This is a genomic window from Candidatus Tisiphia endosymbiont of Ceraclea dissimilis (assembly GCF_964030735.1).
In the GTDB taxonomy this organism is placed as follows: domain Bacteria; phylum Pseudomonadota; class Alphaproteobacteria; order Rickettsiales; family Rickettsiaceae; genus Tisiphia.
The window spans coordinates 1,661,458-1,674,817 of record NZ_OZ034917.1; the positions used below are offsets into that span (position 1 = coordinate 1,661,458).

The window sequence follows — 13,360 nt, forward strand, 5'->3', positions numbered from 1 at the left end:
TAGGTAGAATTTAATTTATACACATTATTTTCTTACGACTCCTTAGGCAAAAAAATCCCTAAAATACTTTATTACGCGAATTTTGGATAAGAAGTTAAAAAATTTATAATTTTTTACTGATAAATAGTTAGTGCAAGTTATTATTATGTTATAATGAAATATATAAGCAAGTTATGATTAAATACCATGTTCATGAGTTGTTATAAATTATTAGACATAAGAGTGAATTTTAGTTGATTGAGTAAAATATGAAAGAAAAAACCCACAATAATTATCAGCCAAGAATGTTTGTTGGTACCGATGACTTCAAGACATTATTGCTAAATAGTGATGTATTTGTTGATAAGAGTCTAATGATCAAAGAATTATTAGAAGATAGTGGAGCAGTCACGCTCATTACTCGCCCAAGGCGTTGGGGGAAGAGCTTGAATATGGATATGGTGCGGAGATTTTTTGAGATAGAGGTGGATGAGTATGGGATACCCTTGCTGCAAGAACAAAGAGTTAATCATAAACTGTTTAGTGGAGGAGCAGTGGATTTAGGCTTTGATGAGACTAAAGAACTAAAGCCATTAAAAATTGCTAATGTAGCAAACTCTATGAAACGTCAAGGTCAATTCCCAGTTATTCTTATAACTTTTAAGGGCGTTAGGGGTAGTAGTTATGAAGAAATTGAGGTTGGAATTAAAAGTCAAATAATTAATTTATTTGCCAAGCATCGTTATTTAGAGCGTTATATAAAACAAGATGAAAAATTATTGATTGATGCACAAAAGGAAATATTACAAAGATATTTTACAGGCAAGTTAATAGAAGATGACATTAAAAATAGTTTAAAATTTCTAAGCGACTTACTTTATAAACATTTTAATCAGAAAGTCTATATATTAATCGACGAATATGATACACCAATTAATAGTTCCTACATGGAATTTGGTCATAAAGAAGAATTTAATCAGGTACTTAAACTATTCCGGGCAATATTTGGTAATAGTCTTAAAACCAATGATTCATTACAAAAAGGTGTTATTACCGGCATATTGCGTGTTGCTAAGGCTAATTTGTTTTCAGATTTGAATAATTTAACTGAATGTAGTTTACTAGATGAGAATTTTACAGACATCTATGGCTTTACTCAAGCAGAAATTGATGAATTATTAACCAAAGTACCTCTTGAAACCAATCCAGAACAAATTAAAAATTGGTATAATGGCTATAATTTTGGTGGAGAAGTCATTTATAATCCTTGGTCAATTATGAGATGTTTAGCTCAGAAGGGCAAGCTTGATCATTATTGGATTGATAGTGGTGGAACTGATTGGATTGATCATGTGTTACTCTCAGATGAGAGACAAAGAGATATTCAGGCTTTAGTTGCAGGTGAAACGATTACTTCTTCTATTACTAAACATATAAATTTTGCTGATATTAACCAACCAGAAGGGTTATTTAGCTTATTATTATTTAGTGGTTATCTAAATCCTACAGCCAAGATGTCAGAACAAGATATTTACGAACTATCTATCCCTAATTATGAGGTAAAATATATCTACCAAAAAAGAATGGTGCAATGGGTTAGTAAACAATTAGATATTGATAATTCGGGATATTATTCTTTCGTTACTTTATTACCAGATGGTAGAATAGAGGAGTTTAAGGAGCGTCTGCAGGAATTGTTACTTAATTCTACTAGTTTTCATCAAACAGGAGAGAAAAAAGCCGAATTATTTTATAGTGGCTTTATGCTCGGCTTTATTAATATGCTAGGTTCTAATTATATAATATCGAGTGAACAAGAATCAGGGGATGGCAGAGCTGACGTTGTAATGATTCCAAAAATTGGTAAAGGTGATAAAGCGATGATTATCGAGTATAAAATCGCTAAATCCTCAGAAGAGCTAGCAGATATAGCTAAATCTGGTTTACAACAAATTATTAATAAAAAATATGATAGTAAAATAAAAGAGCATTCACATGTAAAACAAATATTAAAAATTTCGATGGCATTTTGCGGAAAAAATATGGAGTTAGAATATGAAGTAACGAAGCTCTAATAATAGAGCGTAAGCGTTTGAATTATGAGCAATTTAGTATCTGATTGGGTTCGGAAATTGTTCACTACACTCCGCCATTCGGTACAAGTTGTCGTTTTTTCAAAAATATCGAACGGGAAACGTAGAGAGGTCTCAAGTTTTTTGCCTCTAAGCTTCAGGTTCTGAAATACGAATTTTATCATTTTGCGTTTTTGAGGCATTTCAGAACCTTGAAAAGTTTTATAGGCTTCAGAAGCTAGAGTTATCAAGGTTGAGACGGTATCAGTAAATTTGTCATCTGCTTCATCATAAATTTTCAATAATCGATTAATTTCATATTGACGATCTTTTAATTGTTGTTTTTTTGCTTGAAATTCTTCTGTACTCAATTCACCATTAAGTCATAAATCTATTAACGAGTTCAATCTTTTTTCGTTTTCAGTATGTTCTTTCTTTAACCTGAATATTGCATGAAAGAATAGAGACAAAACCCTTGTAATACTATATAATATAAGTGTTAAAAGAACATTACACAGAGGGTTTTGCCATGACAAATTGTACAGGATTAATTTACCAATCGAAAGTAAAAAATCGTCAAATAGAAATAAATTTTGCAGGAGGTAATATTAGTAGCGATGGAGGTGTATTATTGCTAAGAGAAGCAGATAAAAGACTTGGTCTAACTAATGAACTGGCTAAGATTTTTCCTGATAAGCGAGATTCTGATAAAATTACTCATACTATTTTAACAATGCTCAAACAGCGTATTTATGGTATTGCTCTTGGTTATGAAGATTTAAATGATCACGATAATTTAAGAAAATGTCCAGCTTTGCAAACAAGTATAGACACACTGGACGATATGGCTAGTAGCTCTACTTTATGTCGTTTAGAAAATAAAGCAGATCGTGGATTTGCTCTTAAAGCTCATAAGGTGATGATTGACAAGTTTGTCGAATCTCATAAAACCGTGCCGAAACAATTATAGTTAAACCCATAAAATTAGGTGACAAAGAACATAGTAATAATTTCAAATAATTTGCTGGTTTCTGTTACCTTATTTTTAATCCATCGTTTCATATTAGCCCAAAACTTCTCTATGGGATTTAAGTCTGGTGAATATGGCGGTAAAAAAATAAGCTTGCAACCAACTGATTCTATTAATTCCTTTGTTTTCTTTGATTTATGGAAACTAGCATTATCCATCACTACAACTTGTCCTGCTTTTAACTCTTTAATTAAAAACTTCTCAACCCAATTATTAAATAACTCTGTATTGCACGTTCCATTAAAAACAAAAGGAGCTATTGATTGATTGTTTACCAAGCCAGCTATGATATTAGTTCTTTGATAGTGTTTCCCACTCTTCTTTCCAATCAGTAATTCTCCTGTTTTACTCCAGCCTCTATCTTGGCAAATACCTGTATCTATACCGCTTTCATCAATATGCACTATTTGCCCTTTATCATATTTATTGATCTCTTCTAAATATTCAGCTCGTCTGTCTACACTTGACTCCATGTAGGTAAAGGTTTTTTTTTATAACTAAAACCTAGCTGTTTTAATATCCTTCCAGTTTGAGACCTCGCAATTCCAAACTCTTTACCAATATCTTGTAATCTCATATTTGGATTATTTCTTACAAAATTTGCTAACTTTTGCTTATCAACTTTACTTTTAAAACCTACTCTAGCTTTTGCTAATATCGTTCCTTCCTTTCTCTTCCTTACGTTCCAGCGACTAATTGTATTTTTATGTATATCGAATATCTTGGCAGCCGCTCTTTGACTATTACCTTTTTCTATATAACTTATTACTTTTTTTCTTAAATCTTTACTATATGGGCTTGTTGACATTTTTTCTCTTATTTATACCATATAATGTCATCTAATTCAACGGGTTTAACTATAGTGATGGATAATGCTAGTTTCCATAAATCAAAGAAAACAAAGGAATTAATAGAATCAGTTGGTTGCAAGCTTATTTTTTTACCGCCATATTCACCAGACTTAAATCCCATAGAGAAGTTTTGGGCTAATATGAAACGATGGATTAAAAATAAGGTAACAGAAACCAGCAAATTATTTGAAATTATTACTATGTTCTTTGTCACCTAATTTTATGGGTTTAACTATAGTAGAATATATACGTGATAAGTTTTTACAAGGTACTGAATTAGCTAAAGCCTTGGTAGGAACGGTGCGTTTAAAATTGTTCAAAATTGGTGCTGTAATTATTCGTAGTACTAGGAGCATTAAATTCTTGTTGTCTTCATCTTATCCTTACCAACATATATGGGATAGTGTTATGAAAAAATTAGCTATAGAATAAGCTAATATGGTACTGTCCCCGGTACAATAAAAAATGGGGGTAAGGGGGGATTCTATCTTAAATCAGGAAAAATTGCATATCTAGACATAATTTAAGTGAAAATTAACATATCCATGACCACTAAGCGATATTGCCATTTTATTTTTATAAATACCTCCTTCATGCAATATTCAGGCTAGGTTCTGTTGACAAAATTTTTAACGTAACCATATTAAAGCTCCAACAAAATTTAGAAAGGCTAAAAAGGTGGCTGGGGCTTTATCAAACCTAGAAAATATACGCCTAAAATGTTTGATTTTACCAAAGAAACATTCAATTAAATGGCGTTCTTTATAAATATGTTTATCATATTCACGTTGTACTTTACGATTAGATTTTGGTGGGATAACAACCTCACGCCCCTTATTTTCTAAGCTTTCTACAAACGCACTACTATCATATCCTTTATCGCCTATCACCGTCGTATTCTGAACATCTTTAGTAAGATTTTCAGCCTGAGTGATATCATTTCTTTGCCCAGCAGTTAGTATAAACTTCAGTGGGTTACCCAATGCATCAACGAGGGCATGAATTTTAGTACTAAAACCACCTTTGCTTCTACCTAAAGCTGCTTCCTCTTGATTACCTTTAATATATCCAGATGAGCAAGCATGTGCTCTTACAATAGTTGCATCAATCATCATTGATTCCATATCTACATCTACTTTAACATGATCCATTAAAGCTTCCCATATACCTTTGTCAACCCATCTCTTAAATCTGCGATAAACACTGTACCAACAACCATAATAATCAGGCAGAAGACGCCATTGACAACCTGTTCTAGCAATAAACCATATTGCTTCAATAAACTGTCTTATTTTTTCCTCATTCTTGTTGTGTATAGCTTTTTTTTTCTTAAAAAATGATAAAATTGCTTCCCATGCTTGGTCTTCTATGTAATACTTCATATCGGTAGTTTCTTGGTTTCGATAACTAGAAACTACCATTTCTTCTTACTATTGCAACTTCTTTATTCTACTCTGATAACTTAACATAAAATTTTGTCAACAGAACCTAGTAAGGTATATTCACGAACATTATTCAAATCCGAAAATAAATTAGCTTTAGCAATCCGTAATATGCCAGTTATTACCCCTTTTTCCACACAAGTATTAGTTTTTAAACTGCTACCAAAAATTCCACGGAATATTTTTAGTACATCATTAAACTCTTTTAGTTTATCACCAAATTCGATATAAGCACTATTGATTGGTGTGTCATATTCATCGATCAATATATACACTTTTTGATTAAAATACTTAAAGAGTAACTTACTTAAAAAGCGTAAACTATTTTTTAAATCATTTTTATTAAGCTTCCCATCAAAATATCGCCTTAGCTTTTCTTTCTCTACATTATTTAATAATCCTGTATTTTCTGTCACATGATAATTTAAGTAATGATGACTTGCAAATAATTCTATAATTTGATCCTTTATACCCAGTTCTATTTCCTTATAACTACTACCTTTAACATCTTTAAAATTGAGCAAAATCACAGGAAATTGACCTTGACGTTTCATGCTATTTGCATCACTCGCAATTTTCAAAGGTTTTAGCTCTTTAGCTTCGTCAAACCCTAAATCTACTGTACCACCGGTAAATAGCTTGTTATTTACTCTATCCTCTTCAGGTAAAGGCTTACCTCTCTCATCCACCTCTATCTCAAAAAATTTCTGTAGCATGTTCATATTCAAACTTTTACCCCAACGCCTTGGTCTGGTGATTAGGATAACTTTACCACTATCTTTTAGCAAATCTTTGATCATCAGGCTTTTATCAACAAATACATCACTATTTACTACTAAGTCATAGAATTCATCGGTACCTATCCTCATTCTTGGTGGTTTATTGTTACCTTTAACAATATTAGTTTTTCTGTTTGATATATTATCAGAAAGTTCTACTGTCATATTAATTTCATTATATTAGAAAATATATTATAAACTTTATTAAGTAAATAATAGCACAAACAAGCTAATCTAGCGAGTAGATTTACAGAAAATAAAATTCTTACATTGTACATAGGGTTAATCTAAATTATTGTAGCAATTAATCAAAATTACAATAGTTAAAGAAAATTCAAAATAAAAAAATGATAGAAAACTAAAATAAGTTACCTACTATTAGACGAAATTTTTAAAATTAGTATAGTATTTTGTAATAAAAATGTTGGGATGGCTTATATTAAGTGAAGTTATGTATAATTGTTATCGAGTGAAAGTGATAGGGGTAAAAACATTGGATGGTAGCCATTCTTAACTCTGTCAAGGTTACCAAACTAGACACTAGGGGGCGCCATTCTTCGATTTTGGTACATTTTACGAACATATAAAACGGTGGACGTAGCTTAAAGTCTAGCTTCCCGTCTTTCAATTCCAGGTTCGCAAATACTAAATTTACCAATTTACGTTTTCCCTCAGTAGTCGAACCTTTGAAAGCTTCTGCCGCTCCGGAAGCCAATTCTACTAAGCTGATCAGGCATTCTGAAAATTTATCATCGGCATTGTCGTGACTTGCTATTTCTCTGGCAATATCTTCACGTTTTTGTATTAACTGTTCACGTTTCTCTTCATGTTCTGCTTTTGTAATATCGCCATCCAAAAATAAATCTGTTAGCTTATCCATGCGAGTTTTTATCTTTGTGTGTTCAGATTGTAATTCAGATATACGGTTCTTATGGTAATCTTGTTCAATGTTAGCTGAGCTTTTTATATAAGATATTACTTCTTTCAGTAACTCAGGCTCTAATCTTAGTGTTTCAAAAACCTTTTCTACTTCTTTTAATATTATTTCTTCTTTCACGTATATTCTCCTATTATGGTTATTAGAATCCCAGGTTCTTAAATATATCCATTCTTCAGTTTTACCATTTGCATATGTTTTCTTTTTAGTTTCAGTAGTAGCTAGCCTACCAGTAGCTACACATTTTATTAATCCTCTAAATATATACTCTTTTTCTCCATATTTAAATGGTTTTTTGTTCCAACCAAGTCTCACTGCCTGGCAAGCATCAAATACCTCCTTGGTAATAATAGGCGGGTAGATATGTGGGTATTCTTTTTTAGTTTTTAATATTCTCATTACTCCATAGTAAAATGGATTGGTAATAATCGAATAAATATGCGATTGACATAACTGACCTTGATTACCTCTAGCATTACGTAATCCCCATTCTTTTGTCTTCTCTAGCATCTCAGATAGAGTATGAGTACCTGTAGCATATGTTTCAAATACTTTTTTTATCAAAGGAACACGATCTGGGTCAACTATTATTTTACCTTTGCCTCTATCTCTGCTATTATTGCTTTTTATATGCAAATAGCCTATAGGGGCTGTACTTATCCACTCTCCTTGACGGAGCTTTTGAGCAATACTACGATTTACATTATCTCTAAGGTTATCTACGTAAGATTGAGCCATCATCACAAAAAGATTCCATACCATTTTTTCTTGAGATGTAGAGTATCTATGAATAATACCAATTGAAATAATTAACGCGGTATATTAATCCACTCTCTATACATAATTGATTTTACTAAAGTTGCATTTCTACTAAGTTGATTCCAGGCATAGCAAGCATTAGCAACGATATCTTCGTATACACCGTAACATTGATTAGATAGTAAGTGATTTTTGATCTACTGCCAAATTTGTTCCATCGCATTTAATTCCGGTGCGTATGGCGGAAGCGGTACCAAGGTAATGTTACTTGGAATAATTAATTTTTTCGCTGCATGCCACCCGGCATTATCTGTTAATAATGCAACATGCCTACCAGAATCAATAGTTAAAGAAAATTCATCTAAGAACTTATTCATTGAATCAGTATTGGTATATGGTAAAATTAACGCAAAAGATTCGCCCGTATCATGGCAAGCAGCTCCATAGATGTATGTTGAGATAAATTGTTGTTGCCTTACTTTCCTAGGTCTGCTCCCACGTTTAGCCCATATGCGACTTAAACTACCTTGCTGCCCAATTCGAGTTTCATCCTGTGACCAAATGTCAACCTTACTCCAATCAATATCTTTTGGTAATAATACTTTTAGCATATTGGCGAAGTTTTTTTATATGTATTTTGAGTTGCTTGATTAGATTTTGGGTGTACTGAACGAGAAGTAATCCAGCTAAAACCAAGTCGATGTATAGTGTTATAAACTGTTTTTAAACTACATTTAATACCATATGTTCAAATAACATATTATGTAATTCCTTTCCTATTATATAACCACCTGTCTTACTTTCACTCAACATATTTATTTTATCAGACAAAAAAGATTCTTGTAAGCTATTGAATTTTCTAAACGCACCACTCCTATGCGATTCAAATAATCCATCAAAGCTAGAGTTTCTAAATCTTCTAAGCCAAGATTGTACTGTTTTCCAGTGCGATCCAACTATTATCGATACAGTTTTCAATGACTTGCCTGATTGCAGGTGATGCATTGCTAATAAGCGTATGCGATTTCTTCCGTGCGACTCGTTTTTCATTAGGCATATGAAATCATGCTCATGAAAACCTTTTGGTAATATTAATGTTCTTGCCATTTTACTACCTGCTCAAGTTTATATTCCCATATTATAATATACCTCCTTAACTATTTCAATTGGTATAATACCATCAAAAAGAAACAGGAAGATTCAAAGAGAGATAGATAAATATCTATATAAGCTAAGGCACATTATTGAAAATACATTTCAAAAATTTAAAGAATGGCGTGGTATAGCAACAAGATATGCTAAAAATACAAAATCATACATGGCGGGTCTTTGTTTAAGGGCTTTACTAATGTGGACTCAAATCTCGTGACGACACACCCTAGTTGGTTTGCTAAATCTACAAGGTTAAAGAACTTTGATTTATAACCCTTTCTTACTGCCCTTGCACTAATGGCTATAGCAAGGTGCGTTTTGCCGGTACCAGTCCCTCCAATTAACACTATATTTCTAGAACTATTAACAAACTCACAACTATATAAATGCATAATTTGCTCTTGGCTTATTGGGGTATCAGTAAAAATAAAATTATCTATATCTTTCTTCTCTGGAAACTTTGCAGCTCGAATTCTACTTTGAATAGCTCTGAGTGTTCTAGTACATGAACAAGATAGTGCTGAAGTAATTTTTTCAACATTAATGGGAGATATTGTTGAACCTAGAAGACAATTTATTCAAGCAAATGCCTTGAATGTAATTAATTTAGATGTTTAAAATTTAAATCTTTAACATTAGCCATTATTTGTATCTTTTTACTATTCAATGTCGTTTATGTTTGTTATGCTTTTATGCTTCCAAGAATTGTTTTGTAAAAATATCATAGATTCAGGTACTCACTATTCATTTTCAAATCTAATTCTTGGAATCATTCGAGTAGACATTAGTTACTCATGTAATTAACAGGGAAACTCGATATTTTCTGCTAACTAAATGTACAAAATGATTGGAGATAGATTATGATATCAAAAAATAATATTGTATTTATGGCACTGCTACTTGTAACAAATGTTGATATTATAGCAATGCCACTACCTGGTAAGAGTCTTGATAATGAGTACTTAGAAGGATTAAGTGACAAGGAACTTGACGAAGAATATGAGCAGCTATTTAACTTCACGTTAAACAATCTAAGAAAAACAGAAAAGCAGCTTAAGGAAGAGCAGGAAAGCAAAAAATCACTTGAGCAACAACTGAATGATGAAAGAGAGAAAGCAACTAATAAGGTTATTCAGTTTGAACAAAAACTAAAAGATATACAAGGACAGCTGGCGACGGCTCAAAGCAAGGAGCAAAAACTTAAACAGCAATTGAGTAACGAAGCTACTCAGTTTAAGAAAAGAATAGAAGATATTAAGGCAGAAAAAAGTAATTTTGAACAACAATTAAAGGATGTAAAACAGAGTGCAGTTATTAATACTACTCAGTTTGAGAAAAGAATAAAAGATATACAAGGACAGCTCAATACAGAGCAACAAACTAAACAAAAACTTGAACAACAATTGAATAACGAAACTGTTCAGTTTAAGCAAAAAATAAAAAATATGCAAGGGCAGCTCAATACAGAGCAACAAACTAAACAAAAACTTGAACAACAATTGAATAACGAAACTGCTCAGTTTAAGCAAAAAATAAAAGATATACAAGGGCAGCTCAATACAGAGCAACAAACTAAACAAAAGCTTGAACAACAATTGAATAACGAAACTGTTCAGTTTAAGCAAAAAATAAAAAATATGCAAGGGCAGCTCAATACAGAGCAACAAACTAAACAAAAACTTGAACAACAATTGAATAACGAAACTGCTCAGTTTAAGCAAAAAATAAAAGATATACAAGGGCAGCTCAATACAGAGCAACAAACTAAACAAAAACTTGAACAACAATTGAATAACGAAACTGCTCAGTTTAAGCAAAAAATAAAAGATATACAAGGGCAGCTCAATACAGAGCAACAAACTAAACAAAAACTTGAACAACAATTGAATAACGAAACTGTTCAGTTTAAGCAAAAAATAGAAAATATACAAGGGCAGCTCAATACAGAGCAACAAACTAAACAAAAACTTGAACAACAATTGAATAACGAAACTGCTCAGTTTAAGCAAAAAATAGAAAATATACAAGGGCAGCTCGATACAGAGCAGAAAACTAAACAAGAACTTGAACAACAATTGAATAACGAAACTGCTCAGTTTAAGCAAAAAATAAAAGATATACAAGGACAGCTCGATACAGAGCAACAAACTAAACAAAAACTTGAACAACAATTGAATAACGAAACTGTTCAGTTTAAGCAAAAAATAAAAAATATGCAAGGGCAGCTCAATACAGAGCAACAAACTAAACAAAAACTTGAACAACAATTGAATAACGAAACTGTTCAGTTTAAGCAAAAAATAGAAAATATACAAGGGCAGCTCGATACAGAGCAACAAACTAAACAAAAACTTGAACAACAATTGAATAACGAAACTGCTCAGTTTAAGCAAAAAATAAAAGATATACAAGGGCAGCTCAATACAGAGCAACAAACTAAACAAAAACTTGAACAACAATTGAATAACGAAACTGTTCAGTTTAAGCAAAAAATAAAAAATATGCAAGGGCAGCTCAATACAGAGCAACAAATTAAACAAAAACTTGAACAACAATTAAATAACGAAACTGTTCAGTTTAAGCAAAAAATAGAAAATATACAAGGGCAGCTCGATACAGAGCAACAAACTAAACAAAAACTTGAACAACAATTGAATAACGAAACTGCTCAGTTTAAGCAAAAAATAAAAGATATACAAGGGCAGCTCAATACAGAGCAACAAACTAAACAAAAACTTGAACAACAATTGAATAACGAAACTGCTCAGTTTAAGCAAAAAATAAAAGATATACAAGGGCAGCTCAATACAGAGCAACAAACTAAACAAAAACTTGAACAACAATTGAATAAGAAAATACAAGAAACAAATAAGAAGATTATTAATTTTGAACAACAAAAAGAAACAATACAAGAGCAGCTCACGACAGAGCAACAAACTAGACAACAAATGACTGACGAAAAACAGACTGCAGTTGAGAAGATAGTTCAGCTTGAGGAAAAAATAAAAAATATACAAAAGCAGCTAGAGACCGAACAGGAAGAAAATAAACAACAGCTAGAGAAAGAACAACAAAGTAAACAAAAGCTTGTACAACAAATAACTGACGAGAAACAGGCAGCAGCTGAGAAGATAGTTCAGCTTGAGGAAACAATAAAAAATATACAAGAGCAGCTAGAGAAAGAACAACAAAGTAAACAAGAGCTTGTACAACAAATAAGCGATGAAAAACAGAGAAAAGAACAAGAACTTGAAACATCACGACAACTAGCAGAGGTTTCTATACCAAAAGCAGTAGAAGAAATATCAACCATTACTGGGATAGCTCCTCTAATGCCAAGAATAATGTCGGCAAATAGCAATATACTTTTTAATAGAATGCCCGTAATATTTAAAAGCATTGGAGCAGGTGATGAAGAAGAATCTTTTAGTAACATATCAAAAGGTTTGTGGATTAGAGGTTTGTATAGCATAAGTAAGCAGAATATGTCCCCAAATATTACAGGTTATAAGAGTAATAGCAGAGGTATTGTTATTGGGTTTGATGTTGGAACAAAGAAAGAGGTAGGGGACTTATTTGGTATTGCATATAGTCATATATGTTCTGATTTTAAATTCCAAAATCAGAATAATAAAATTTTGCTCTCTGGTCATATTATATCCATCTATGGTCAGAAGAATTTGGGGTATAATTTGTCATTACAAGGAGTGTTATCTACCACACGTAATTATGTCACCAACAAGTCCATGCGTTCTATAGATGATAAAACATACAATATATCTGGTAAGTACTGGAATAATAGCTATCATTTTGATACCAGACTTAACTATAATATTGGGCTTTCTAAAGGTTTTACCATGATTCCTGGTATAGGTATTAGATATGAACAATATCAAGATAGTGCTTATACTGAGACTAATAAAGAAACATATAATTTATTTATGGCAGCTAAGTCACAAAATTTCTGGATCGGCTCTATTGGTAGTAAATTATTGTTACCAGCTCTACCAATTACTCAGAATGTAACAATTACTCCAATAATACATGGCTTTATTGAAAAATATTTTAATAATAAAAATCAGAAGATTGATAGTAAAATATTGATAAATAATATTATCTTTGAACAACAAACCATGATACCAAAACAATCTACTGTTAGTTATAATATCGGTACTAGCTTATTATTAGCTAAAAAGAATACAGAGATATTAATGGAATATAATTGCCATTTGAGCAAAAGATATCAAAGTCATCAAGGTTCCATAAGACTTAAAATTATGTTCTAAACTTAAAGAATTGATATTGTTTGTAGAGTCTGTTTGTAACAAACTTTATTCACTTATGGAATTCTACCCCATA

At 31.8% G+C, this 13,360-nt stretch carries 15 protein-coding genes; 5 read left to right on the forward strand and 10 right to left on the reverse strand.

Annotation, left to right across the window (positions count from 1 at the left end):
* Positions 1–248: 248 nt before the first annotated feature.
* Positions 249–2,054 (forward strand): AAA family ATPase, encoded by a 1,806-nt coding sequence (locus ACQH1V_RS07825; RefSeq protein WP_425360388.1) that lies wholly within the window; start codon positions 249–251, stop codon positions 2,052–2,054.
* Here ACQH1V_RS07825 and ACQH1V_RS07830 read toward each other — a convergent pair.
* Positions 2,051–2,422, reverse strand: coding sequence for a hypothetical protein (locus tag ACQH1V_RS07830; RefSeq protein WP_425360389.1), 372 nt, complete (start codon positions 2,420–2,422; stop codon positions 2,051–2,053). The genes ACQH1V_RS07825 and ACQH1V_RS07830 overlap by 4 nt on opposite strands.
* Positions 2,423–2,547: 125 nt before the next feature.
* Between ACQH1V_RS07830 and ACQH1V_RS07835 the strand changes: the two genes are divergently transcribed.
* The gene (locus ACQH1V_RS07835) at positions 2,548–3,021 is read left to right on the forward strand and encodes a transposase (protein WP_425360390.1); all 474 of its coding nucleotides are present in this window, start codon (positions 2,548–2,550) and stop codon (positions 3,019–3,021) included.
* Positions 3,022–3,035: 14 nt separating this feature from the next.
* On the opposite strand, the gene ACQH1V_RS07840 is transcribed toward ACQH1V_RS07835, so the two are convergent.
* A complete protein-coding gene (locus ACQH1V_RS07840) occupies positions 3,036–3,554 on the reverse strand; it encodes an IS630 family transposase (RefSeq protein WP_425360021.1) in 519 nt (172 codons plus the stop codon).
* The gene (locus tag ACQH1V_RS07845; RefSeq protein ID WP_425360020.1) at positions 3,539–3,889 is read right to left on the reverse strand and encodes an IS630 transposase-related protein; all 351 of its coding nucleotides are present in this window, start codon (positions 3,887–3,889) and stop codon (positions 3,539–3,541) included. Before ACQH1V_RS07845 ends, ACQH1V_RS07840 begins: the two co-directional genes overlap by 16 nt.
* Positions 3,890–3,913: 24 nt before the next feature.
* Here ACQH1V_RS07845 and ACQH1V_RS07850 point away from each other — a divergent pair, with 24 nt between their 5' ends.
* Both ACQH1V_RS07850 and ACQH1V_RS07855 read left to right on the forward strand, forming a co-directional pair.
* Entirely contained in the window at positions 3,914–4,150 is a 237-nt protein-coding gene (locus tag ACQH1V_RS07850) for a transposase (RefSeq protein WP_425360391.1), read from the forward strand.
* Positions 4,119–4,364 carry a transposase gene (locus ACQH1V_RS07855; RefSeq protein ID WP_425360392.1) on the forward strand — a complete coding sequence of 82 codons (246 nt, stop codon included), beginning with the start codon at positions 4,119–4,121 and terminating at the stop codon, positions 4,362–4,364. Before ACQH1V_RS07850 ends, ACQH1V_RS07855 begins: the two co-directional genes overlap by 32 nt.
* A 197-nt stretch (positions 4,365–4,561) precedes the next feature.
* On the opposite strand, the gene ACQH1V_RS07860 is transcribed toward ACQH1V_RS07855, so the two are convergent.
* The 7 genes from ACQH1V_RS07860 to ACQH1V_RS07890 form a co-directional block, all read right to left on the reverse strand.
* Entirely contained in the window at positions 4,562–5,314 is a 753-nt protein-coding gene (locus ACQH1V_RS07860; RefSeq protein ID WP_425360906.1) for an IS5 family transposase, read from the reverse strand.
* 80 nt (positions 5,315–5,394) lie between these two features.
* Complete coding sequence (locus ACQH1V_RS07865) at positions 5,395–6,318, reverse strand: AAA family ATPase (RefSeq protein WP_425360393.1); 924 nt, start codon at positions 6,316–6,318, stop codon at positions 5,395–5,397.
* A 274-nt stretch (positions 6,319–6,592) separates the two neighbouring features.
* On the reverse strand, positions 6,593–7,852 hold the full coding sequence (locus ACQH1V_RS07870; protein WP_425360394.1) for a recombinase family protein: 1,260 nt from the start codon (positions 7,850–7,852) through the stop codon (positions 6,593–6,595).
* A gap of 194 nt (positions 7,853–8,046) precedes the next feature.
* Complete coding sequence (locus ACQH1V_RS07875) at positions 8,047–8,460, reverse strand: IS630 family transposase (protein WP_425360395.1); 414 nt, start codon at positions 8,458–8,460, stop codon at positions 8,047–8,049.
* Positions 8,454–8,588 carry a winged helix-turn-helix domain-containing protein gene (locus tag ACQH1V_RS07880; protein WP_425360907.1) on the reverse strand — a complete coding sequence of 45 codons (135 nt, stop codon included), beginning with the start codon at positions 8,586–8,588 and terminating at the stop codon, positions 8,454–8,456. Before ACQH1V_RS07880 ends, ACQH1V_RS07875 begins: the two co-directional genes overlap by 7 nt.
* Positions 8,573–8,956, reverse strand: coding sequence for a helix-turn-helix domain-containing protein (locus ACQH1V_RS07885; RefSeq protein ID WP_425360396.1), 384 nt, complete (start codon positions 8,954–8,956; stop codon positions 8,573–8,575). Before ACQH1V_RS07885 ends, ACQH1V_RS07880 begins: the two co-directional genes overlap by 16 nt.
* A 191-nt stretch (positions 8,957–9,147) precedes the next feature.
* On the reverse strand, positions 9,148–9,546 hold the full coding sequence (locus ACQH1V_RS07890) for an ATP-binding protein (RefSeq protein ID WP_425360908.1): 399 nt from the start codon (positions 9,544–9,546) through the stop codon (positions 9,148–9,150).
* Positions 9,547–9,861: 315 nt separating this feature from the next.
* On the opposite strand from ACQH1V_RS07890, the gene ACQH1V_RS07895 reads away from it, so the two are divergent.
* On the forward strand, positions 9,862–13,287 hold the full coding sequence (locus tag ACQH1V_RS07895; protein WP_425360397.1) for an autotransporter domain-containing protein: 3,426 nt from the start codon (positions 9,862–9,864) through the stop codon (positions 13,285–13,287).
* The last annotated feature ends 73 nt before the right edge of the window (positions 13,288–13,360 follow it).

Excerpts from the sequence above, each read along its gene's own strand:
- ACQH1V_RS07825 (WP_425360388.1), top strand. The coding sequence starts at position 249 with ATGAAAGAAAAAACCCACAATAATTATCAGCCAAGAATGTTTGTTGGT.
- ACQH1V_RS07840 (WP_425360021.1), bottom strand. The coding sequence starts at position 3,554 with ATGGAGTCAAGTGTAGACAGACGAGCTGAATATTTAGAAGAGATCAAT.
- ACQH1V_RS07845 (WP_425360020.1), bottom strand. The coding sequence starts at position 3,889 with ATGTCAACAAGCCCATATAGTAAAGATTTAAGAAAAAAAGTAATAAGT.
- ACQH1V_RS07850 (WP_425360391.1), top strand. The coding sequence starts at position 3,914 with ATGTCATCTAATTCAACGGGTTTAACTATAGTGATGGATAATGCTAGT.
- ACQH1V_RS07860 (WP_425360906.1), bottom strand. The coding sequence starts at position 5,314 with ATGAAGTATTACATAGAAGACCAAGCATGGGAAGCAATTTTATCATTT.
- ACQH1V_RS07865 (WP_425360393.1), bottom strand. The coding sequence starts at position 6,318 with ATGACAGTAGAACTTTCTGATAATATATCAAACAGAAAAACTAATATT.
- ACQH1V_RS07870 (WP_425360394.1), bottom strand. The coding sequence starts at position 7,852 with ATGGTATGGAATCTTTTTGTGATGATGGCTCAATCTTACGTAGATAAC.
- ACQH1V_RS07875 (WP_425360395.1), bottom strand. The coding sequence starts at position 8,460 with ATGCTAAAAGTATTATTACCAAAAGATATTGATTGGAGTAAGGTTGAC.
- ACQH1V_RS07885 (WP_425360396.1), bottom strand. The coding sequence starts at position 8,956 with ATGGCAAGAACATTAATATTACCAAAAGGTTTTCATGAGCATGATTTC.
- ACQH1V_RS07895 (WP_425360397.1), top strand. The coding sequence starts at position 9,862 with ATGATATCAAAAAATAATATTGTATTTATGGCACTGCTACTTGTAACA.